The 20,532-nt window shown below is 64.2% G+C and carries 19 protein-coding genes; 9 read left to right on the top strand and 10 right to left on the bottom strand.

What is annotated here, in order from left to right:
* Nucleotides 1–43: 43 nt before the first annotated feature.
* Nucleotides 44–1,024, bottom strand: coding sequence for a UDP-glucose 4-epimerase GalE (gene galE / locus ACX4ZE_RS10600; RefSeq protein WP_480273175.1), 981 nt, complete (start codon nt 1,022–1,024; stop codon nt 44–46).
* Between the two features lie 3 nt (nt 1,025–1,027).
* A complete protein-coding gene (locus tag ACX4ZE_RS10595; RefSeq protein ID WP_480273174.1) occupies nt 1,028–1,714 on the bottom strand; it encodes an iron-dependent transcriptional repressor DtxR in 687 nt (228 codons plus the stop codon).
* 196 nt (nt 1,715–1,910) lie between these two features.
* Between ACX4ZE_RS10595 and ACX4ZE_RS10590 the strand changes: the two genes are divergently transcribed.
* Entirely contained in the window at nt 1,911–3,179 is a 1,269-nt protein-coding gene (locus tag ACX4ZE_RS10590; RefSeq protein ID WP_480273173.1) for an acetoin utilization protein AcuC, read from the top strand.
* A gap of 10 nt (nt 3,180–3,189) precedes the next feature.
* Nucleotides 3,190–5,841 (top strand): bifunctional acetate--CoA ligase family protein/GNAT family N-acetyltransferase, encoded by a 2,652-nt coding sequence (locus tag ACX4ZE_RS10585; protein ID WP_480273192.1) that lies wholly within the window; start codon nt 3,190–3,192, stop codon nt 5,839–5,841.
* 172 nt (nt 5,842–6,013) lie between these two features.
* On the opposite strand, the gene ACX4ZE_RS10580 is transcribed toward ACX4ZE_RS10585, so the two are convergent.
* The 4 genes from ACX4ZE_RS10580 to ACX4ZE_RS10565 all read right to left on the bottom strand — a co-directional run bounded on the left by ACX4ZE_RS10580 (nt 6,014) and on the right by ACX4ZE_RS10565 (nt 10,082).
* The gene (locus ACX4ZE_RS10580; protein WP_480273172.1) at nt 6,014–6,982 is read right to left on the bottom strand and encodes a sigma-70 family RNA polymerase sigma factor; all 969 of its coding nucleotides are present in this window, start codon (nt 6,980–6,982) and stop codon (nt 6,014–6,016) included.
* Between the two features lie 182 nt (nt 6,983–7,164).
* Nucleotides 7,165–8,679 (bottom strand): DUF7782 domain-containing protein, encoded by a 1,515-nt coding sequence (locus ACX4ZE_RS10575; RefSeq protein WP_480273171.1) that lies wholly within the window; start codon nt 8,677–8,679, stop codon nt 7,165–7,167.
* A 121-nt stretch (nt 8,680–8,800) separates the two neighbouring features.
* Nucleotides 8,801–9,541, bottom strand: a complete 741-nt coding sequence (locus tag ACX4ZE_RS10570; protein ID WP_480273170.1) for a VOC family protein — start codon at nt 9,539–9,541, stop codon at nt 8,801–8,803.
* Between the two features lie 187 nt (nt 9,542–9,728).
* Nucleotides 9,729–10,082, bottom strand: coding sequence for a DUF3099 domain-containing protein (locus ACX4ZE_RS10565; protein WP_480273191.1), 354 nt, complete (start codon nt 10,080–10,082; stop codon nt 9,729–9,731).
* A gap of 148 nt (nt 10,083–10,230) precedes the next feature.
* Between ACX4ZE_RS10565 and ACX4ZE_RS10560 the strand changes: the two genes are divergently transcribed.
* Nucleotides 10,231–10,467 (top strand): DUF3039 domain-containing protein, encoded by a 237-nt coding sequence (locus ACX4ZE_RS10560; RefSeq protein ID WP_480273169.1) that lies wholly within the window; start codon nt 10,231–10,233, stop codon nt 10,465–10,467.
* A gap of 196 nt (nt 10,468–10,663) precedes the next feature.
* Nucleotides 10,664–12,412: a DEAD/DEAH box helicase gene (locus ACX4ZE_RS10555; protein ID WP_480273190.1), complete on the top strand. Its 1,749-nt coding sequence runs from the start codon at nt 10,664–10,666 to the stop codon at nt 12,410–12,412.
* Nucleotides 12,413–12,524: 112 nt separating this feature from the next.
* Here the strand turns inward: ACX4ZE_RS10555 and ACX4ZE_RS10550 are convergent, their stop codons facing one another.
* Nucleotides 12,525–12,719 carry a DUF7455 domain-containing protein gene (locus tag ACX4ZE_RS10550; protein WP_480273168.1) on the bottom strand — a complete coding sequence of 65 codons (195 nt, stop codon included), beginning with the start codon at nt 12,717–12,719 and terminating at the stop codon, nt 12,525–12,527.
* A 275-nt stretch (nt 12,720–12,994) separates the two neighbouring features.
* Between ACX4ZE_RS10550 and ACX4ZE_RS10545 the strand changes: the two genes are divergently transcribed.
* Both ACX4ZE_RS10545 and ACX4ZE_RS10540 read left to right on the top strand, forming a co-directional pair.
* On the top strand, nt 12,995–13,354 hold the full coding sequence (locus ACX4ZE_RS10545; protein WP_480273167.1) for a DUF952 domain-containing protein: 360 nt from the start codon (nt 12,995–12,997) through the stop codon (nt 13,352–13,354).
* A gap of 643 nt (nt 13,355–13,997) precedes the next feature.
* Nucleotides 13,998–14,480 carry a cation:proton antiporter regulatory subunit gene (locus tag ACX4ZE_RS10540; RefSeq protein WP_480273166.1) on the top strand — a complete coding sequence of 161 codons (483 nt, stop codon included), beginning with the start codon at nt 13,998–14,000 and terminating at the stop codon, nt 14,478–14,480.
* Nucleotides 14,481–14,599: 119 nt separating this feature from the next.
* Here ACX4ZE_RS10540 and ACX4ZE_RS10535 read toward each other — a convergent pair whose 3' ends face one another.
* Nucleotides 14,600–15,364 carry a rhomboid-like protein gene (locus ACX4ZE_RS10535; RefSeq protein WP_480273165.1) on the bottom strand — a complete coding sequence of 255 codons (765 nt, stop codon included), beginning with the start codon at nt 15,362–15,364 and terminating at the stop codon, nt 14,600–14,602.
* A 359-nt stretch (nt 15,365–15,723) separates the two neighbouring features.
* On the opposite strand from ACX4ZE_RS10535, the gene ACX4ZE_RS10530 reads away from it, so the two are divergent.
* Nucleotides 15,724–17,136, top strand: coding sequence for an ethanolamine ammonia-lyase subunit EutB (locus ACX4ZE_RS10530; protein ID WP_480273164.1), 1,413 nt, complete (start codon nt 15,724–15,726; stop codon nt 17,134–17,136).
* Nucleotides 17,133–17,951, top strand: coding sequence for an ethanolamine ammonia-lyase subunit EutC (gene eutC, locus ACX4ZE_RS10525; RefSeq protein ID WP_480273163.1), 819 nt, complete (start codon nt 17,133–17,135; stop codon nt 17,949–17,951). Before ACX4ZE_RS10530 ends, eutC begins: the two co-directional genes overlap by 4 nt.
* A gap of 87 nt (nt 17,952–18,038) precedes the next feature.
* On the opposite strand, the gene ACX4ZE_RS10520 is transcribed toward eutC, so the two are convergent.
* Both ACX4ZE_RS10520 and ppgK read right to left on the bottom strand, forming a co-directional pair.
* Nucleotides 18,039–19,415, bottom strand: a complete 1,377-nt coding sequence (locus ACX4ZE_RS10520; protein WP_480273162.1) for an RNA polymerase sigma factor — start codon at nt 19,413–19,415, stop codon at nt 18,039–18,041.
* Between the two features lie 192 nt (nt 19,416–19,607).
* On the bottom strand, nt 19,608–20,366 hold the full coding sequence (ppgK, locus tag ACX4ZE_RS10515) for a polyphosphate--glucose phosphotransferase (protein WP_480273161.1): 759 nt from the start codon (nt 20,364–20,366) through the stop codon (nt 19,608–19,610).
* Between ppgK and ACX4ZE_RS10510 the strand changes: the two genes are divergently transcribed.
* Nucleotides 20,365–20,532, top strand: a complete 168-nt coding sequence (locus tag ACX4ZE_RS10510) for a hypothetical protein (RefSeq protein ID WP_480273160.1) — start codon at nt 20,365–20,367, stop codon at nt 20,530–20,532. The genes ppgK and ACX4ZE_RS10510 overlap by 2 nt on opposite strands.

The following is a 20,532-nucleotide window of genomic DNA, read 5'->3' as shown; positions in this document are numbered from 1 at the left end:
CCTGGATCGTTGTATTCGGGACTTTGCCGAGCTGCGGAGCCGGTTACTTCGCGCTGTGTGCGCGGGAGCCCAGTGACTGCAGGAATATCCAGGCGTCGGTGACGATCTCATCGAGGTCGTTGTGTCGCGGACGCCAGCCGAGCTCGGTGATGGCGCGCTCGCTGGAGGCGATCAGTACCGCCGGATCGCCGAGGCGGCGTGGGGCATCTCGCGCCGTGATCGGCAGTCCGGTGACGCGCTCGCAAGCCGAGAGCACCTCGCGCACGGAGAATCCGGTGCCGCTACCGAGGTTGTAGATCCGGTGGGTACCTGCTTTCGAGGTGGTGAGTGCCAGCAGGTGGGCTCGGGCGAGGTCCAGGATATGGATGTAGTCGCGAACCGCTGTGCCGTCCGAAGTGGGCCAGTCGGTGCCGAAGACCGAGATCGCTTCACGGTGTCCGGCCGCGACCTGCAGCACCAATGGAATGAGATGTGTTTCCACAACCCGGTTTTCACCGAGAGCACCATAGGCGCCCGCGACATTGAAATATCGTAGGCTGGTCGCGGCCAGTCCGTGCGCGATTGCGTAGGAGGTGATGGCATGGTCGATGGCCAGTTTCGACGCACCGTATGGATTGGTCGGCTTGGTCGGGGCATCCTCGGTGATCGGTATCTGGTCCGATTCCCCGTAGACGGCTGCCGTGGAGGAGAAGACCAGACGCGGTGTGCCCGTTCGCCGCATCGCCTCCAACAGTTCGAACGTCTTCACCACGTTGCCGTGCCAGTACTTCTCCGGCTGCTGTACCGACTCACCGACCAGCGACTGGGCCGCGAAATGCAAGACACCGTCAAAGGGTTCGGCGTTCAACAGCGTGGGTGCGGACACCGCCACATCCCCCTCGACGAACCGAGCACCGGAAGGAACTCCATCCACGTTGCCGGTGGACAGGTCGTCGACCACGATCACCTCGTGCCCGGCCTCGCACAGCACCTGCGCGCAGACTCCCCCTACGTATCCAGCGCCTCCCGTGACCAGAAGTTTCACGCGTCAGACCAGCTTCACCCGAACGGCGTGGGCCATTTCATCCGACAGTTCGAAACCACTATGACCCGGTACGGTGATGACGACCGAGTTCGGCTTGGTCTCGACTGTAACGCGCGCGTCGGGCACTACGCCCGCTTCCCGTAACCGGCCGATGACCTCCGGGTCGGCCTGGATATGTTCGGCGAGTCTGCGCACGACGACAGCGTGTACCTTGTCGTGTGGTAGATCCGACAGCCGCACCAGCTTCTCCTCGGAGGCGGTCCTCGGCATGATGCCGAGCTCGTCCAAGCCGGGGATGGGATTGCCGTAGGGGGACGTGGTCGGGTGGTTGAGCACTTCGACCAGACGGCGTTCGACGTCCTCGCTCATCACGTGCTCCCAGCGGCAGGCCTCCGCGTGCACGTTCTGCCAGTCGAGTCCGATGATGTCGACGAGCAGTCGTTCGGCCAGCCGATGTTTGCGCATCACCGCGACCGCCATACTGCGCCCTTTCTCGGTCAGCTCCAGATGACGGTCTCCTGCGACCAGCAACAGACCGTCGCGCTCCATCCGCGCTACGGTCTGGCTCACTGTCGGGCCACTTTGTTCGAGGCGCTCGGCGATTCGGGCACGCAGAGGCACCACGCCCTCCTCCTCGAGATCGTAGATGGTACGGAGATACATCTCCGTGGTATCGACCAGATCCTTCACCTGTTACCCCTTCGTCGGCACGGATTCTACCTACGAACGACGGCACTTTTGTGTGCCGGATCGTGTCGTTCCGCGCTGCGCGCGTCTTCTCCGCCGGCACCCGATACCCGGCAAGCGGTCGTGACCGTTGTCGCTTGTATTTGTACTGCATACGAACGTTGCGCGGAGTCCTGCGCTTCCCACTAGCGTTGCGAGCATGGACACTGCACCGCGCGGCGAATCCCCGGCGGCGGCTTCACCCGGTAGGAGCGGTCCGGGCGCCGTTGTCTGGACTGAGCGGTTTCTGGACTACACCTGGACCCCGGAGCATCCTATGCAGCCGGCGCGCCTCGAGTTCACCATGGCGCTCGCGGGCGGTCTCGGATTACTGGAGGGGGTCGAACTGCTCGAGCCCGCTGCCGCGGAACGAGCGGATCTGTTGCGTATCCACACGCCTGAATATCTCGACGCGGTCGAACACGCCGTGCAACCGATCGGTTCGCTCATCGCACCGCCCTATGGTCTGGGGTCCGCGGACAATCCGGTATTTCCACGCATGCATCAGGCGGCGTCCACAATCGTCGGCGGTACTTTGGCCGCGGCCCGTGAGATCGCGGAAGGCCACACTGAACGTGCGGTGAGTATCGGCGGCGGCATGCATCACGCACAGGCCGATTCGGCTGCCGGATTCTGTATCTACAATGACGTCGCCGTGGCCATCTCCTGGTTGCTCGACCACGGTTTCGACCGTATTGCCTATATCGATGTGGACGTACACCACGGAGACGGGGTGCAGCGGGCCTTTTACCACGATCCGCGAGTGCTGACCATCTCGGTGCATCAACATCCCGCGACCTTGTGGCCCAACACCGGGTGGCCAGAGGAGACCGGTACCGGAGCGGGGGAGGGGACATCGATCAATCTGGCGCTGGTGCCTGGCGTCCGAGATGCACAGTGGTTGCGTGGTTTCCACGCGGTAGTCCCCGGCGCGGTGGCGGCTTTCCGGCCACAGATCGTGGTCAGTCAGTGCGGTGTCGACACCCACCGGGAAGACCCTCTGGCCGATTTGGAGCTCACTGTGGACGGCCAACGCGCGGCCTTCCGTGCCATGCGAGAGCTCGCCGACCAGTACGCCGAAGGACGCTGGCTGGCTGTAGGGGGCGGTGGATATGGTCTGGTCCGGGTGGTGCCGCGAGCCTGGGCACATTTGCTGGCTATCGTCCTGGACCGCGATATCGACCCGGCGACATCGATCCCACAGAGCTGGATCGAGACAATCCGGGTCGCGGCGCCGCGGGCAGATCCGCCACACACCATGAGTGATGGCGGGGACATCGCCTACCGCCCTTGGGATGGCCCTGACGGCGGAGAGTTCGGCGATACACAGCTCGACCGCATTCGTCGTGCTGTCGATCTGGCGGTACTGGCCACCCGCCGGGCGACTTTCGGGCTGCTGGGTCTGGACCCGGAGGACCCTCGTGACTGACTTTCCCGACATGCTGGGCACTCCAGCCCACCCGCCTTCTCCACCGCAGCATTGGTTCGCCGACGTGCTGGCTTCCGATGGTGGCGTCGTGCGACTGCGGCCGATAACCCCTGACGACGTCGAACGACTGCGGCGATTTCATCACACGCTGTCCAACCGCACCAGGTATCTACGGTATTTCGGTCCATACCCGAGGATCTCGCCAAGGGAGCTCTACCGGACCACGCATCTGGACTACCACGATCGGGTCGGTCTGGTGCTGGAGCTGGGCGAGGCGATCGTGGCGGTAGGCCGCTACGAGCTGCTGAATCGAGGTGGGCCGAGGGCCGCGGAGGTAGCATTCGTGGTGGCAGACGGGCACCAGGGCCGAGGGCTGGGCTCGATTCTGCTGGAACACCTGGCCGGCGCCGCTGCCGAGAACAAGATCGAAACCTTTGTCGCCGACGTGCTCGCGGAGAACAGCGTGATGGTGACAGTTTTTCGCGACGCGGGCTATCAGGTCGCGCGCAGCAGAGACGGATCGGTCCTGCATCTGGAGTTCGATATCGACCCAACCGAAGCGCTGTTGTCGGTGCGTGATTCGCGCGAGCGTGCTTCTGAAGCACGAAGCGTGGGCAATTTGCTGGCCCCGCGGTCGATCGCGGTCATCGGCGCCACCCCTGCTGCCGGGCGGATCGGTAGAGTTGTGCTGGCCAACTTGCTGTCGGGTGCTTTTCAAGGACCGATATTCCCAGTGAACCCGCATCACAAGTCTGTGCGCGGGGTGCGCGCGTACGCAACCGTGCGGGAAATCCCGGATGAGATCGACCTCGCAGTGATCGCGGTGCCCCCTGCGGCGACCGCGTCGGTGCTCGACGACTGCATGGCCAAGGGCGTCAAAGGGCTTGTGGTGTTGACTGCTGGATTCGCTGAGACCGGTCAGGGCGGTGTCGAGGCTGAACGCGAGTTGATCGCCGCCGCACGCGGTCACGGGATGCGGGTGGTCGGACCGAGTGCGCTCGGCATCGCGAATACCGACCCGGCAGTGGCCATGAACGCGACTTTGGCTCCGGTGCTTCCCGCGCGGGGGCGAATCGGATTTTTCTGCCAGTCCGGGCCATTGGGTTCGGCCATTCTCGTCGAGGCCGCGGCGCGCAATCTCGGCTTGTCGACATTTGTGTCAGCGGGTAGTCGCACCGATGTCTCCGACAACGACCTGCTGCAGTACTGGGACAGCGACCCGAGTACCGATATGGTGTTGTTGTACCTGGAAAGTTTCGGCAATCCGCGCAAATTCTCCCGGATCGCGCGCCGGATGGCCAGGAGCAAGCCGATTGTCGCAGTGAGCAGTGGCCGCTTGACGGCTCAATCGGCAGGGGATATGGATCGTTCGATCGTCCGGGACCTGTTCGCACAGGCGGGCATAGTCCAAGTCGATTCGATCGCTCAACTCTTCGACTGCGCCGCTCTGCTCGGTTATCAACCACTGCCAGGTGGTTCGCGGCTGGCAGTAGTCGGCAACAGTGCGGCGCTCAGTTGGCTGGCCATCGGCGCGGCTCGAGCCGAAGGGCTGCAGATCGCGGAGCCGGTGAATCTAGGGCCTCAGGCGACGCCGGGCGCGTATCTGGATGCGCTGGTCGCGGCTTTGCGTTCGGACGAGGTCGATTCCGTCATCGTTATTTTCGCACCACCGGTACCGTCGCCGACCGCCGAGTTCGCCGATGCGATCCGCACGGCGGCTGCCATCGTGCCCAGTGTCGAGAAGCCGATTCTCACCGCCTTCGTCGCTGCGCACGGGACCCCTGACCTGCTCGCGGTGCGTGGTCCTGGTGTCGACGCGGTCCGAGGGATTCCATCGTATCCCGATCCTGAGCGTGCCGTGCGGGCACTGGCCAGGGTGTGTCGGTATGCCGAATGGCGGACCAGACCCATCTCTTCAGTAGTACGGCCGCATGGAATGAATACCGACCGCGCCCGCAGGTTGGTATCGGACTGGATGGCTGGATCGGGCGGTCGTTGGCTCACTGACTTGGAGACTGTGGAGTTGCTTGCTTGCTATGGCATTTCTATCGTGGAGTTCCGTGAAGTGCATACTGTGGACGAGGCGGTAGCTGCAGCGGAGGAGCTGGGCTATCCAGTGGCGGCCAAGGCGACTGGTGAACTATGGCGGATCAGACCGGATCTGAACGGCGTTCGACTCGATCTCTGGCGACCGGAAGCGGTGCGGCAAGGGTATGTCGACCTGGCCGCGCTGTGTGGCGATCCTGTTCTGCACATCCAGAAAATGGCGACCAAAGGGGTCGGCTGCATCTTGCGCGTGCAAGATGATCCTTCTTTCGGTTCGGTGATCGAATTCGGCCTCTCCGGCCCGATCATCGAACTCCTCGGCGATCGTGCCTACCGGGCGTTGCCACTGACTACCGACGAGGCGACCGCGCTGATCGACGCTCCACGCGCCGCGCCCTTGCTGTCCGGGACACCGGCGAGTCCGCGCGTCGACAAAGCCGCTCTCGCTGCATTGGCCCAGCGCATCTCGGCCCTCTTCGATGATCTGCCGGAGATGCGGGATCTGTATTTCGACCCCGTGCTGGCCTCGCCGAACTCGGCCGAAATCGTCTACGCGCGTGGACGTATCGGCCCGGAGCCGAGCCGGTTCGATTCCGGGCCACGCCGACTGGGGTGAGAATGTCGGGACAATTCGCCGACCGGGCCGTGCTGAGCCCGGAGGGGCGGGCTCAGCACGGCCCGGACAGCGGGGGGTGATCGCTGTGGCAGGCTCATCGAGCTCAACCCGGGGCTGTTTACGAATTACGAAAGGCTTCGATGCCGCAGTGGTGATCAGTTGGCGGTGGTGATCAGCTGGCGTAAGCCCGTAACCGGTCGGCTCGTTCTCCCTTGCGCAGCTTCGACATCACCTCTCGCTCGATCTGGCGCACCCGCTCCCTGGAGAGGCCGAAGAGCTTGCCGATCTGGTCCAAGGTACGTGGCTGACCGTCGTCCAGACCGAAACGAAGTCTGATGACCTGCTGTTCTCGTTCATCGAGGGTGGAAAGCACGCTACGTACATCGTGATGCAGCAGTCCTGCGATGACCGTCGACTCGGCCGAAGTCGCCTCGGAGTCTTCGATGAAATCACCCAGCGGGGCCTCTTCGTCGTTACCCACCGGCATATCCAGGCTCACCGGGTCGCGGCTGTGGTCGAGCAGATCGGAGATCTTGTCGACCGGAATGCCTGATTCGGTGGCCAGTTCCTCATCGGTGGCCTCCCGGCCCAGCTGCTGATGCAGTTCGCGTTTGATTCTTGCCAGCTTGTTCACCTGCTCGACGAGGTGGACGGGCAGGCGGATGGTGCGGCTCTGATCGGCCATACCGCGGGTGATGGCTTGCCTGATCCACCAGGTGGCGTAGGTGGAGAACTTGAAGCCCTTGGCGTAGTCGAACTTCTCCATGGCCCGGATCAGCCCGAGGTTGCCTTCTTGGATGAGATCGAGCAACGGCATACCGCGGCCGGTGTAACGCTTGGCGAGTGAGACAACAAGTCGCAAGTTGGCCTCGAGCAGATGTGACCTTGCGGCTTGGCCTTCGCGCACGATGATGGCCAGATCCCGCTTGCGGGCGGCCGACAGCCGCTTCCCGGTCTCCAACAGATGCTTCGCGTAGAGGCCCGCCTCGATGCGCTTGGCCAGCTCGACCTCGTCGGCAGCCGTGAGCAGTGCCGTCCGTCCGATCCCATTCAGGTACACACGTACTAAATCGGCGGCGGGGCTCTGGGCATCGAGGTCCGAATCGCTGGCGCGCACACGAGTTGTGGCGGGGCTTGTCATGACTTGCCTCCTGTCGGTGGTGTCTCACTCCGATCAACGGACCCGACAGGAAGAAAGTTCCCCGCTACCGCAGGCATAAAACGCTCTGAACTGCGGCTTTATCCACTATCGTCTGAGAAGTTCCTGAGAAGCGACCGGAGCGCGGAACAACCTCTGGCCGAGGCCTGGTGAGTGCCGTGCGACTACACCGGCCGGATAAATCCATGCCGCACCAGTCCGATAACCACAGCCAGCGCGTCAACCGCGAATTCGTCGGTCACTTCGGCGAGTCCATGGGCGAGCGCCAGTAGTTCGACCAGTTCACGTAACGGCATACCGTCGGCACGCATTCCTGCCAGTAGTGCGGCGATGGTCTCGTCCACCTCGTGCTGCCAGCGCGGGCCGTCGCCACGATGCAGTCGCACTACCTCGGGCGCCCAGCCGTCCTGGCTCGACAGATACACCCGCTGCAGGGCGGTCGCTTTGTCGACCGCGAAACGCGCGGACCAAGCGAGATCAGGGTTCGCTGCCACGGCCCGCAGCCAGGCCGAGCGCTCGAAATACCCGACGGCCTCCAGACCGAGCGGGTCATCGAAGCTGTGGGTGAGGTCCTCGGCGATCAATTCGGTCGGCTCGTCGGTGGCGCGTAGGTAGACGAAGCCGAAGCCGATGCCTTCGACGCCTGCGGTTTCGAAGGCATCCAGCCAGTTTTCCGCACGGGCGTGAACGGCCGGTTCGCGCGGATCCAAGCCCGCATCGCGCAACCAGGTGCCGACATAGAGGGCGGGGTCGGCGATATCGCGCTGTAGCACCCAGGCGTCGACACCGTGTGCAGGCAACCAGGACGAGACTCGCCCGCGCCAGTCTTCTCCCTCGACGTGCACCCATGCGGCCAGTGTCGTTCCTGTGCCCCCCGGGGCGAGCAGGTCCGCGACCTGCGAGATCACCAACTCGCTTGCGCCGTCGAGCGCGAGTCCGGAGTCGCGATAGGTGTGTTCGATCCGGGCCGGACCCACCACGAACGGAGGATTGGCCACCACTTGGTCGAAGCGCCTGCCCCGAACCGGTTCGAACCATGCGCCTTCGACCAGTTCGATGTCCAGCTCGTTCAGTGTGGCAGTGGCTTCGGCCAGCCAGAGCGCACGGGCGCTGACGTCGGTGGCGGTCACGCGCTCAGCGTAGGAGGTGGCGTGCACCGCCTGGACTCCGCAACCGGTGCCGAGGTCGAGCACGGTGTTCACCGGACGGGTAGGCGTGGCGCGCAGTAGCGAGAGCGAGGCATGGCCGACACCGAGCACGTGGTTTTCGGTCAATGTGCGCCGACGCATCGAGTTGTCCAGGTCGGACAGGATCCACCGTGTACCCGCACCCGTGTCCAACGGCCGGAGGTCGAGTGCGGCCCGTACATCGGTGCCGGTGCGGTCCAGCAGGCCCGCGGCGACCGCGCGATCGAGATCCACCGGCGCTAGCGCGGCGGCTACCTCCGATTCGGGCAGCGCGTCACCGAGCAGTAGCAGGCGGATGAGCGTGCCCAGCTCACCTGCCCTTCGTGCTGCGCGGCGCACGGGAACCGGCTCACCGCGCCCCAGTGCCGCATGCGCGTCACCGAGTACCCCGAACAGTGTGTCGGCATCGTAGCCGACTTTGGTCAGGGCGATCCGTAGGTCCGGACACAGTGCGGTGAGCAGCGATCCGGTGGCGGTTGATCGGTTCGTCATAGGCACATCGGTTACTGTGCCACTGCGAAGAACTGGCATGGACCAGCCCCCACTGCGGTAATGCGCCAGGAAGCGACGAAGCCGCACACCAGGCCTGCGCGACGGCAGCCGGAAAGGCGATTCAGCGACCGTTGGGATTTCGGGCGGTGACGCAGTACGGTGTGCCACTCGGGTCGCTCAGGACGATCCAGCGCTCATAGCGCCGGAGCACGGTCGCCCCGAGCTTTTCATGCCAGGTGGCGGTGGCCTCGATATCGTTCGTGGCCAAGTCGACGTGGGCGCCGGCGGGCCGGTTCTCGTCGAGACGTTGCAACATCAGCTGCGCGGGCAGCTGCTGTTCGGCGCGCAGACAGGCGAACTCGGGTCGCCCGCTGGGCTGATAGGTCCAGCCGGTCAGCGATGTCCAGAAATGGGTTTCGACCTCATGATCGGCAGGGCCGATATCGAGACAGATCTGATCCAGGCGCGACAGCGTGCCGTCGGGACCGCGTACGGCGGGTCCGGGCGTGCGCACAATTCGGCCGTAAGAAGTGAAACAGAAGTTCTGTCCACCGGGGGAACGCAGCACGGCATAGTCCGGGTGGTTGGCGACCAGCTGGGCGCCGAGGTCGAGCCCGGTACGGACAGCAGCTGGAATGTCCTCGACATCGAGGTCGATGTGCGTGCCGCCGAGGCCGGTCACCGCCTGCATTTTGGCACTCGCTGTGGCGAACAGCGCTGGGTCGGGCAGGAGGGTGAGGAACTCGTCGTTCGCGCCGCGGCGGGGCGAAGGCCGAGTATCGGTGACGGCGGACCAGAACCTCGCGCAATCATCGAAGCGTTGCGCAGGACGATCCAGGAAGATCCAGATCCACCGAATCATGTTCGCTCCTGTCCAGTTCCCCGCAGTACCTTAGGTCTGCTCACCGAGCTTGTCGAGCAAGGCACAGTGTTCCGGCGAGTGGTGTGTCGGCCTGCCGGATATCGGGCGAGCGATGGTGGCGCACCATCACGGGACGGCAAGGAAGATCCGAGGCAGCAGCGGTGGATCCGGTGGGCGTGGCGGCGGCTCAGCTCTCGATGACCCTACGCGGCCCGGACTCGAGGGCGGTGCGCGGCCGATCCCATCGGCTGGGTTCGTCCTTGCGGCGGGGCGGGCGGTCGTTGGCGATCAGCACCGCGATCCAGGGCAGCGGGACGGACGCGACGATGATCAGGATGGAAAGCAGCGGATTTCCGAATGCGCTGTAGGCGATCGCGGCGAGGATCAAGCACGGAATGCGGAACGCCATGATAAGCGTGTATCGGCGCACGCGGGCGCGTTGCTGATCCTCCAGAGAAGGTGCCGCCGCTGTGATCAGAGCTGGGTGTTTGTCGTCGTTTCCTGGGAAGTATCCGGAGTAACGGTGGGGCTGCGTCGGCATCGTCACGTCGGGGTGCTCTGCGCGGTCGGGGCCGTCGGCGGATTCGGAGTCGCCGTGCTGCTGCATACCTCTGAGTCTTCCACTAGTGGAGCATCCGCGCATACACCGCGGTAGGTCTCCGATCCTTTGATGCGGCATCATGGAATGCGTGAGCACCGACACCATGGTTCGTCCTGATGCGACGACCGACGAGACAACGGGCGACGATACCCCGAAGTTCTTCCATTACGTGAAGAAGGACAAGATCACCGAGAGCGCTGTGATGGGCACTCATGTGGTCGCACTGTGCGGAGAGGTCTTCCCGGTGACCCGTTCGCCCAAGCCTGGTTCTCCGGTATGTCCGGAATGTAAGAAGATTTACGATGGCTTGCGTAAGGGTGACTGAGGTCGGGATCCGGACATTGCGAACTTCGCGGACCGACATCACGGCGCGGAGGCGCGGTACCGGCGTGTATGGGCGGGTCGTCGGTGTTCCGGTCGGCAGCGTGTGATGCCTATCGTGTGGGTTGCGCCGGTTTGGCGACACGCCGTACCGGACCGCTAGGGTCGTCTGCGTGACTGGCTCGGGTGGCGCTGCTGCGGTGGGAGAAGTGGAAACGCTGGGCGATTCGAAAACCGCGGGCAATGTCACCACGGCCAGGCTTCGTACCTGGCAGCGTCGGGCGTTGACGAAGTATTTGGCGACAAAGCCGCGGGATTTCCTAGCGGTGGCCACTCCTGGGGCGGGGAAGACCACGTTCGCGCTGCGCGTGGCTGCGGAGCTGTTGGCCGACCGCACCGTGGACCAGATCACGGTGGTCGCGCCGACCGAGCACCTCAAGCATCAGTGGGCCAGGGCCGCGTCCAGAAGCGGGATCGCGCTGGACTCGCGGTTTTCCAATACAACTGGTGGTACGTCGGGTGACTACCAGGGGGTTGTCGTCACTTATGCGCAGGTCGCCGCACATCCTTCCCGGCATCGAGTGCGCACTGAAAACCGCCGTACGCTGGTTGTTCTCGACGAGATCCACCATGCGGGCGATGCCAAGAGCTGGGGTGATGCGACAGCAGAGGCGTTCGGCGACGCTACCCGCCGCCTAGCGCTGACCGGAACTCCGTTTCGCAGCGATGACAGCCGGATTCCGTTTGTCGTCTACGAGCCTGATGAGTCAGGCTTCCCCAAATCACGTGCGGACCATTCCTATGGCTACGCCGAGGCTCTCGCCGACGGCGTGGTGCGGCCAGTGGTCTTCCTGGCGTACTCCGGTGAGGCGCACTGGCGCGACAGTGCGGGGGAGGAGTACTCCGCGCGTCTCGGCGAGCCGCTGGGCGTCGACCAGATTGCCCGAGCCTGGCGCACTGCGCTGGATCCGGCAGGCGACTGGATTGCCGCAGTGCTGCGCGCCGCCGACACCCGGTTGCGCCAGAAACGAGCCTCCGGTATGCCCGATGCCGGTGGACTTGTGATCGCCACCGATCAGGACCGGGCTCGCGACTACGCCGATTTGCTGGAACATATCTCGGGTGAGCGGCCGGCGCTGGTGCTCTCCGATGATCCCTCCTCTTCGAATCGGATCGCGGAGTTCGGCAACAGCACGCAGCCGTGGATGGTCGCGGTGCGTATGGTCTCGGAGGGCGTGGATGTGCCGCGCCTCGCTGTTGGTGTGTACGCGACCAGCGCATCCACTCCGCTGTATTTCGCCCAGGCGATCGGTCGCTTCGTCCGTGCTCGTAGACCGGGCGAAACCGCGAGCGTGTTCCTGCCCTCGGTGCCGATACTGCTGGATCTGGCCGCGCAGCTCGAGGTGCAGCGTGACCATGTCATCGGTAAGCCCCACCGTGAGAAGAATGGTTTCGCAGACGAACTGCTGACCGAGGCGAACAAGCAGAAGGACGAGCCAGGCGAAGCGGAGAAGTCTTTTGTCGCATTGGCTGCGGATGCCGAACTCGATCGAGTGATATACGAAGGATCCTCCTTCGGTACGGCCACCTTGGCCGGGAGTGACGAGGAAGCCGATTACCTGGGTATACCCGGACTGCTCGATGCCGAGCAGATGCGCGCCCTGCTTCGTGAGCGGCAGGCCAGGCAGGTGGCCGACCGTAGTACGGTCGTCACCGAACCGGGCTTGGGGCCTGCGGTGGCCGCCGCTGCGGAACGTGTCGCCACCGCCGATCGGCTGAGTGAACTTCGAAGAGAGCTCAACAGCTTGGTGGCGATGCATCACCATCGCACTGGTAAACCGCACGGCGTGATACACGGTGAGTTGCGCCGCGAATGCGGTGGTCCGCCCACGGCGCTGGCCACCGCCGAACAGCTCGGCGAGCGCATCGCCGCCTTGCGCCGGAAGTAGCCGGGTAGTGCTCCCGACTACCGCGGCAGCGGACGACCTGTGGGTCGCCCGCTGCCGGAGGAAACGGTGTTCTGTTGTCCGATGTTGTTGTCTCAGGACGCGAGGAGCGGGATCAGAGCTGGGGAGCCGACTCCGTGTCGATCACGGCGTCCAGCTCGCGTAACCGATCCATGTGTTCATTCGCGTGGTGCTGGCAGAAGAGCAACTCTCCACCCGTGGGCAGTACGGCGCGCACCCGGGCGGCCGCCCCGCAGCGGTCGCAGCGGTCGACCGCGGTCAGTGGGGTGCTTGTCAGGGTTCCTGGCATGACTCCTCCGTCCTGGCTCCCGGTCGGGTTGACCGTTTGCCTGGTGTGGGGCCCGTGGTCACTCACCACGAGCTCGCTACCGCTACTTCCCAGCAGGGGTACGACTACTCTGTCAGACGTTCGGGACGGGGGACTTTGTTCCCACGAGTGACGCAGTGTGTTTTCGATAACATGACCAGGGATATCACTACAAGTGAGTTCCACAGGCCAAGCTCTCGAAGAGCACTCGATCATATCTCGATCGGCCGATCCAGTTGTCTACCGGGAGATTACCCGTGATCTACGACACTCACACGCTTGTTCACCTATGTACTTCGGACGAGTGGCTTTCCGCTCGGCAAACAGATGGATATCGCGCGCCTTCGCTGGATGTGGCAGGGTTCATCCATCTGTCGGCGCCGTACCAAGTACACGTGCCCGCCAATCGGTTGTTCGCGGGCAGGCGCGATCTGGTGTTGTTGTGCATCGACCCGAACCGCGTGGAGTCGCCGATCAAGTGGGAGCCCGGCGAACCAGACGATCCGGAGTCGATGCTCTTCCCGCACCTGTATGGCCCACTGCCAGTGGGGGCGGTTGTCGCTGTCGAACGCTACCTGCCTGGCTCGGACGGAACATTCGCTCCGCTCGTCGTGTGACCACCAGTAGCGAAACTCGCGCGCCACGACGGCAGTCCGAGCCCGCGATCGTACGTCGAGTTCTATCGGTATTCACGGGATGTGCGTTCGGACCATCGTCTCGCTGATGAACAGCTTGCGCGCGATCTACGCGTCGGCCAGGCCGTCGCCGAGATGGCCGAGCCCTTCGCGTTCCGTTCGGCGCGTTCGCGCCATTCAGCCGGACCCGGTTGCGACGCAGTGTGTCTCGATGACACGAGAGCCGCGATCGCTACCCGGATCACCATGACGCACTCGTGCAGCCGAGCGACAGCTGGGCGAGCACTTCTCGGCTGCCGGAAACCATTCCGGCACGGACATTTCCGGCGAGCGCGGCGGTGCGCTCGCGCGTGTTCGCCAGACCATTGTGCCCAGTCCGCACTGATAAGTGGTGTGACCGTACACTGCCTTCTTGCGTCACACTGCCTTCTCGCGTCGGAAGAATGGCGCTGAGTATATCGCCGACAGCACGCCGAACCGTCACCGCAGTGGCACCTGGTCGCCACGTTCGGTCAGCGCTGACAAGCCTTGTGAGATACCGGGCCATGTCCTCGGCTGAAGTGCCATCAGTCGAAGTGATGACCGAACCGTTTACCGATCCGCACATCCGGTTAATCTGGAGAGCGTGAACGTGGATGTCACCGCATTACCCGGAATTGGTGTCCGCAAGGACTTCGAAGTCCGATCCGGTCGCCGAATCGGCGTGGTCGCGCATCGTGATGGTGATATCGATCTGATCGTCTCCAAGCTCGACGATCCCGATGCCTGCGCCGCGCAGATCCCGTTGACCACCGACGAGGCGGCGGTACTCGCCAACCTGCTCGGTGCGCCACAGCTGGTCGCCAAGCTCAACGACGATCACCGCGACCTGCCCGGGATCACCACCCGCCAGCTCCCTATCAGTGCGGACTCCCCCTACTACGGGCGTGCTTTGGGGGAGACCGAGATGCGTACCCGCACGAAGGCCTCCATCGTCGCGGTGATGCGGGCAGGGCAACTACACCCCTCACCCGGCCCCGATTTCATTTTCACTACCGGTGACCTGCTCGTAGTCGTCGGTACCCCGGAAGGGCTCGAGGCCGCCGCGAAGATATTGACGCACGGTTGAGCTGTGACGAGAACTGCGTTCGGCCTTGATCGAGCGCGGAGCGGTTTTCGCCTTCGTGTGTTGGATCGCGTCATGGGCCGCGTGGCCGTGTCACCGATCCCGCAGCCGTAGTGTCCTGATCAGTCTCGTGTTTCCTCGGCCCGCTGAACGGCAGTGCGATCGGCTCGGCGCCAGAACAGGGTCGCGGCTGTGCCGGTCGCCAAGCCGATCACGGCGGCACACAGATGGCCATAGTCGGTGAATGTGGGATCGAGGTACAACGCGGTGCCGAACACGATGACAGTCACCGTCGCCCATACCAGCCGTGCCACGCCACGGAGCCGAAATGCCAGTGCCGCCAGGACGGCCGAGAAGCCGTAGCTGGTACCGACATCCGTGGCGACAGCGATCCGCAGTGGTATGAGGCCGCGGTCGATAGCGTAGGCGATGCCGGTGACAGTCAGCAGCGTCGCCCCGATATGTCCGATTGTGAACAATAGAATCCACCGCGCAGTGCCCAGCCACCGCTCCGCGTACGCCATGACGACCAGCAAGCCGGCAATGGCAGTCCAGGGGAAGTCGCCCCCGGTCCAGAATGCCGAGGCGACCAGCACCTGTACCGGGTTGTGTCGCATATTGTGCAGATTGGTCGAAGCCGAGAAGATCAACCTGCGCTCCACTGATTCCCCCACCCCACGCAGCGTCCACCAGGTGACGAAGACCGTGAACGCATATGCGGTGCTGGCGGGGGCAGCTCCCAGCTGTGCTCGCAGTGCGGGCAGGATTCGCCGCACAAGACCGGGGTGGCGCAGCCATACCCATCTCTTGTGGAGTTCGGTGCGTAGCTCGATGGTCTGCGTCCAGGGTGACCGCCACCCTTGCGAAGCCGAGGACGAGGAAACCATTCCGCAAGTCTGCCGCGCGAACGTGATCGAGTTGCCACCGGCACCGTGGTGCTGTTGGCGTGATAGCCGCGCTCGGTGCGGAAACGTTGTCGGCTTCCGGAAATCTTCTGGTCGTGGCGCTCGGCGCTGGTGGAGGGAGCGGCTCTCGTCGTCGCGTGCGTCGCGGTAGTGTTCACTTCTGGCCAGCGTTCACTTCTGGCCGACTCGACTTCCTGGCCGACTCGGTGGCCGCGGGCAGGACACTCATGGCTTTCTGTGGCCGCATGGCTTACCTTGGCCTCTATAGTCGCCATCGTCTGATGGTGAGCTCGCCGGACATGGAGTTCGCGATACTCGCCCATGCCGAGGGAGGATCTGGAATGAGCCGCTACCTCCAGCCGTTACGCGGGATCACCTATCGCTTCGATTGTCTGGTCGAACTCCTGGCCAAGGCGACCCCACTACGCAGTGGCGACCAGCTCGCCGGTTGCGCCGCGGAATCCGACGCCGAGCGCGCCGCCGCCCAATGGGCGCTGGCCGAGGTAGCACTCACCGAGTTCCTGCTCGACCCCGTGGTGCCGTACGAGACCGATGAAGTCACTCGGCTCATCCTGGATACTCATGATCGCAGTGCGTTCGCGCCGATCGCCCATCTGACTGTGGGAGGTTTACGGGATTGGTTGTTGGCCGTCGCCGCGAACCAGGACGCGGCAGTCGTACTGCGCACGATCGCGCCAGGACTTACGCCCGAAATGGTCGCCGCGGTCAGCAAGATCATGCGCAATCAGGATCTCATCGCGGTCGCTCGCGCCGCCGAGGTGACCACCGGTTTCCGGACCACCATCGGCTTGCCGGGAACCATGGCCACCCGCTTACAGCCCAACCACCCCACCGATGATCCGCGCGGTATCGCCGCCGCGGTACTGGACGGACTGTTGCTCGGCTGTGGCGATGCGGTGATCGGCATCAACCCTGCCGGTGACTCGCCACAGACCACTGCCGAACTCTTGCGCTTGCTCGACGAGGTACGCATGCGCTTCGGCATTCCCACCCAATCGTGTGTGCTGTCGCACGTCACTACCACGATCGGCTTGATCGAGGCGGGTGCTCCGGTAGACCTGGTGTTCCAGTCCGTCGCGGGCACCGAAGGCGCGAACGCGGGGTTCGGGGTTGATCTCGCCCTGTTGCGCGAGGCGAACGAGGCAGGCCGTGTTCTTGGCCGTGGCACGGTCGGCGACAACGTCATGTATCTGGAGACCGGACAGGGTTCGGCGTTATCGGCCGACGCACACTGGGGGACCGGCGGTTTTCCCGTCGACCAGCAGACTCTGGAGGCCAGAGCCTACGCGGTGGCACGCGAGCTGGACCCGTTGTTGGTCAATACCGTGGTCGGTTTCATCGGTCCGGAGTATCTCTACGACGGCAAGCAGATCATCCGCGCTGGGCTGGAGGACCACTTCTGCGGCAAACTGCTCGGCTTGCCGATGGGGGTGGACGTCTGCTACACCAACCATGCCGAAGCCGACCAGGATGACATGGACACGCTACTGACTCTGCTCGGCGCGGCACGCTGCGCTTTTGTCATCACAGTTCCCGGTGCCGACGACATCATGCTCGGCTATCAGAGCCTCGGCTTTCACGACGCACTGTATGTCCGACAGGTGCTCGACCTGCGCCCTGCCCCGGAATTCGAGGCGTGGCTGGCCGGCTTGGGCATGGTTGCCGCGGATGGGCGGGTGCTTCCGATGGAACCGCTCGCCTCGCCGCTACGCGCTGTAGCGACCACTCGATGAGCTCGCAGGACCAGCGGCCGATGCCGGAAGCTATCTCACCGAGAGATGCCGCGACGCAAGCGTTCTGGCAGGAACTCCGTCGCACGACCCAAGCGAGAATCGGTCTCGGCCGCACTGGCGACGCATTGCCGACAAGACGTCTGTTGGAATTCGGCGCCGCGCATGCGGCCGCGCGCGACGCTGTTCATCAGCCGTTGGATGTGGCTGTATTGGTCGAGCGGGTGGATGCGGCCGGTTTCGGCGTTGCGGGGCACGTCCGCAGCCGAGCCCGAGACCGCGCTGAGTACTTGCGCAGACCGGATCTGGGAAGGCTACCGGCCCAGGGTTCGCTCGAGTCTCTCCCCAGCTCGGATGCCGATATCGGATTCGTGCTCGCCGACGGTCTCTCACCGCGCGCGCTCAACAACCACGGACAGGCCACATTGGTCGCGCTCGTCGAGGAACTCGCGCCACACTATCGTCTGGCCCCGCCGGTGATCGCTACACAGTCGAGGGTGGCGCTCGGTGATCACATCGCCGCGGCCATGGGGGTGGCAACGGTGGTTGTGCTGATCGGGGAGCGTCCTGGCTTGTCGGTTGCCGACAGTCTGGGGATCTACCTGACCTATCTGCCTCGGCCCGGACGCACCGACGCCGACCGCAATTGCGTCTCCAACATCCACCCGCCCGAGGGGTTGAGTTACCAGCAGGCCGCGCGGATCGTCGGGGGTTTGGTCGCGGGTGCCCGGTCGCTCGGTCGCTCGGGTGTCGACCTGAAGGATAGGTCGCGTGTCGACGCAGTGGGCTCCGGTGTGGTCATTCCGATCGAGAGCTGACGACCATGCAGGCGCTGAGAGTCCTGATACGAGCCCATCCTGGTATGAGCCGCGGAATATCTGGTTAGCGGCCCATACCAGGGATGATCAGTCCAAATAGTCGCGCAGCACCTGTGAGCGACTCGGATGGCGCAGTTTGCTCATTGTCTTCGACTCGATCTGGCGGATGCGCTCACGGGTGACTCCGTACACTTGGCCGATCTCGTCGAGGGTGCGCGGTTGGCCGTCGGTGAGGCCGAAGCGCAGCCGGACCACGCCTGCTTCGCGTTCCGACAGTGTCTCCAGCACCGATTGCAGCTGATCCTGGAGCAGTGTGAAGCTGACCGCGTCAACTGCGACTACAGCCTCGGAGTCCTCGATGAAGTCACCCAGCTGGCTGTCGCCTTCGTCGCCGATAGTCTGGTCCAGCGAGATCGGTTCCCGCGCGTACTGCTGGATCTCCAGCACTTTCTCCGGCGTGATGTCCATCTCCTTGGCCAGTTCCTCCGGCGTCGGCTCGCGGCCGAGGTCCTGGAGAAGCTCGCGTTGGATGCGGCCGAGTTTGTTGATGACCTCGACCATGTGTACCGGAATGCGGATGGTGCGGGCCTGGTCGGCCATGGCGCGGGTGATGGCCTGCCGGATCCACCAGGTGGCATATGTGGAGAATTTGTAGCCCTTGGTGTAGTCGAATTTCTCCACCGCGCGGATCAGACCCAGGTTGCCTTCTTGGATCAGATCCAGAAACGCCATGCCGCGGCCGGTGTATCGCTTGGCCAGCGAGACAACCAAGCGCAGGTTGGCCTCTAGCAGGTGATTCTTGGCCCGGTTGCCGTCGCGGACGATCCAGTTGTAGTCGCGGCGCATCGCTACCGGCAGCTTTTCGCCCTGTTCGGCGAACTCGCGCACCTTTTCCGCAGCGTAGAGGCCCGCCTCGATCCGTTTGGCGAGTTCGACTTCCTCCTCGGCGTTGAGCAGCGCGACCTTGCCGATCTGCTTGAGGTAGGCGCGGACGGAGTCGGCCGAGGCAGTGAGCTCGGCGTCTTTGCGGGCCTGCCGCAGCGCCTCCGATTCTTCCTCGTCCCAGACGAAGTCGCCGGAGGCTTTGTCTGCCGCGGTCGGCTCGCCGACCTCTTCGGCCTCGCCTTCTTCGCTTTCGGCGACATCGGCCAGCTCATCGCCATCGGCGAGGTCTGCTTCGGAAACCTCCAGGTCACCGAGATCTTCGAGGTCGAGCGACTCGTCTTCCAGCGTCTCGTCGGTGCCGGGCTCGCCATTGGGTGCCGCCTTCTTGGCCGCGGCCTTTTTCCCCGGAGCTTTGGTCGCCTTCTTGGCCGCCGTCTTTTTGGCAGGAGCCTTCTTGGCCGCGGCTCTTTTCACCGGAGTCTTCTTCGCGGCAGCCTTACGGACCGGCCGTGCTGCGGTGATATCTGTGGAGTCGGCGTCGGCCGATTCGGCGGTCTGACGGGTATTCGTGGCTACCACGTATGCCCTTTCGTGACGGTCTCGTGCGGCGTCACGCCAGAGTGTTGTTCCGGCGGAGCGATCTGTCGGGTTTCACCGGCGGAGGGCCGGTCGGGTTTCACCGGCTCAGCCGGGCACGTTCCATTGTAACGATCTAACCAGGGTACCCATGGCGCGATGTCGAGAACCGCATATCGGTGCCGCCCGCGCGCCTCAAGGCGTGATGCCTCTGTCGATCGCCATGGCGGCGCCGACGATGCCCGCGGTATTCCTCAAGTGTGCGGGAATGATCGGGGTTCGGTTGGTGAGCAGGGGGATCCACTGGTCGGCGTCTCGGCTGATGCCGCCACCCGCGACGAATACGGTGGGGAAGAAAAGATTTTCCAGCGCGGTCAGCACGATGCTGACCTGGTCGGCCCATTGCTCGTAGGACAGATTGTCGCGCTCTTTCACCGAGGCTGCCGCGCGATGTTCGCAGACCATCCCGCCGATCTCCAGGTGGCCGAGTTCGGTATTGGGCACCAGCGTGCCATGGTAGAGCAACGCGGAACCGATGCCGGTGCCGAAGGTCAGCAGCAGTACCAACCCCGCGAAATCCTTTGCCGCGCCGTAGTGGTCCTCGGCCAGGCCCGCCGCGTCCGCATCGTTGAGCACGGTGATCGGCCTGTCGCCGAGCCTATCGGTGAACAGCGTCCTCACGTCGGTTCCGATCCAGGCTTTGTCGATATTGGCGGCAGTGCGCGCAATGCCGTCGATCACCACTGCGGGCAGAGTGAGGCCGATCGGCCCGTCCCACTGGGCCTCGGCGACCAGTTCGGCTACGGTTCCTGCGATGGCCTGCGGCGTCGCGGGCCGCGGCGTCGGGATCTTGATTCGCTCATGGACCAGCTCGCCGGTGGACAGATCCACTGCGGCGCCCTTGACGCCGCTGCCGCCGATATCGATACCGAATGCGTGTCCCCGAACGGACATGGCAAACCCCTTGCTCCCTGTGCCGGCCGGTGTGCGGGCAGCATTGTCGTACCGGGCTTATCGCGCCGTGGCCGAGTACTGCGATGGGGTGCCCGCCGTCGGCGCTGTGTTGTGCACGACAAGAGTAATGCGGCACAAGGGTTGGGCGTTCGGTAAGGATCTGTGA

The sequence above is a fragment of the Nocardia sp. TBRC8007 genome, assembly GCF_056629435.1.
Note: the sequence above shows the minus strand (reverse complement) of the source record. Positions and strands in the feature narration are given on the sequence as shown.

Bases quoted from the DNA above. Each gene is read 5' to 3' on its own strand.
- ACX4ZE_RS10530 (WP_480273164.1), top strand. From the start codon at position 15,724: ATGAGCCGCTACCTCCAGCCGTTACGCGGGATCACCTATCGCTTCGAT.
- ACX4ZE_RS10580 (WP_480273172.1), bottom strand. From the start codon at position 6,982: ATGACAAGCCCCGCCACAACTCGTGTGCGCGCCAGCGATTCGGACCTC.
- ACX4ZE_RS10590 (WP_480273173.1), top strand. From the start codon at position 1,911: ATGGACACTGCACCGCGCGGCGAATCCCCGGCGGCGGCTTCACCCGGT.
- ACX4ZE_RS10575 (WP_480273171.1), bottom strand. From the start codon at position 8,679: ATGACGAACCGATCAACCGCCACCGGATCGCTGCTCACCGCACTGTGT.
- ACX4ZE_RS10565 (WP_480273191.1), bottom strand. From the start codon at position 10,082: ATGCCGACGCAGCCCCACCGTTACTCCGGATACTTCCCAGGAAACGAC.
- eutC (WP_480273163.1), top strand. From the start codon at position 17,133: ATGAGCTCGCAGGACCAGCGGCCGATGCCGGAAGCTATCTCACCGAGA.
- ACX4ZE_RS10585 (WP_480273192.1), top strand. From the start codon at position 3,190: ATGCTGGGCACTCCAGCCCACCCGCCTTCTCCACCGCAGCATTGGTTC.
- ACX4ZE_RS10510 (WP_480273160.1), top strand. From the start codon at position 20,365: ATGGCAAACCCCTTGCTCCCTGTGCCGGCCGGTGTGCGGGCAGCATTG.
- ACX4ZE_RS10550 (WP_480273168.1), bottom strand. From the start codon at position 12,719: ATGCCAGGAACCCTGACAAGCACCCCACTGACCGCGGTCGACCGCTGC.
- ACX4ZE_RS10535 (WP_480273165.1), bottom strand. From the start codon at position 15,364: ATGGTTTCCTCGTCCTCGGCTTCGCAAGGGTGGCGGTCACCCTGGACG.
- ACX4ZE_RS10570 (WP_480273170.1), bottom strand. From the start codon at position 9,541: ATGATTCGGTGGATCTGGATCTTCCTGGATCGTCCTGCGCAACGCTTC.
- ppgK (WP_480273161.1), bottom strand. From the start codon at position 20,366: ATGTCCGTTCGGGGACACGCATTCGGTATCGATATCGGCGGCAGCGGC.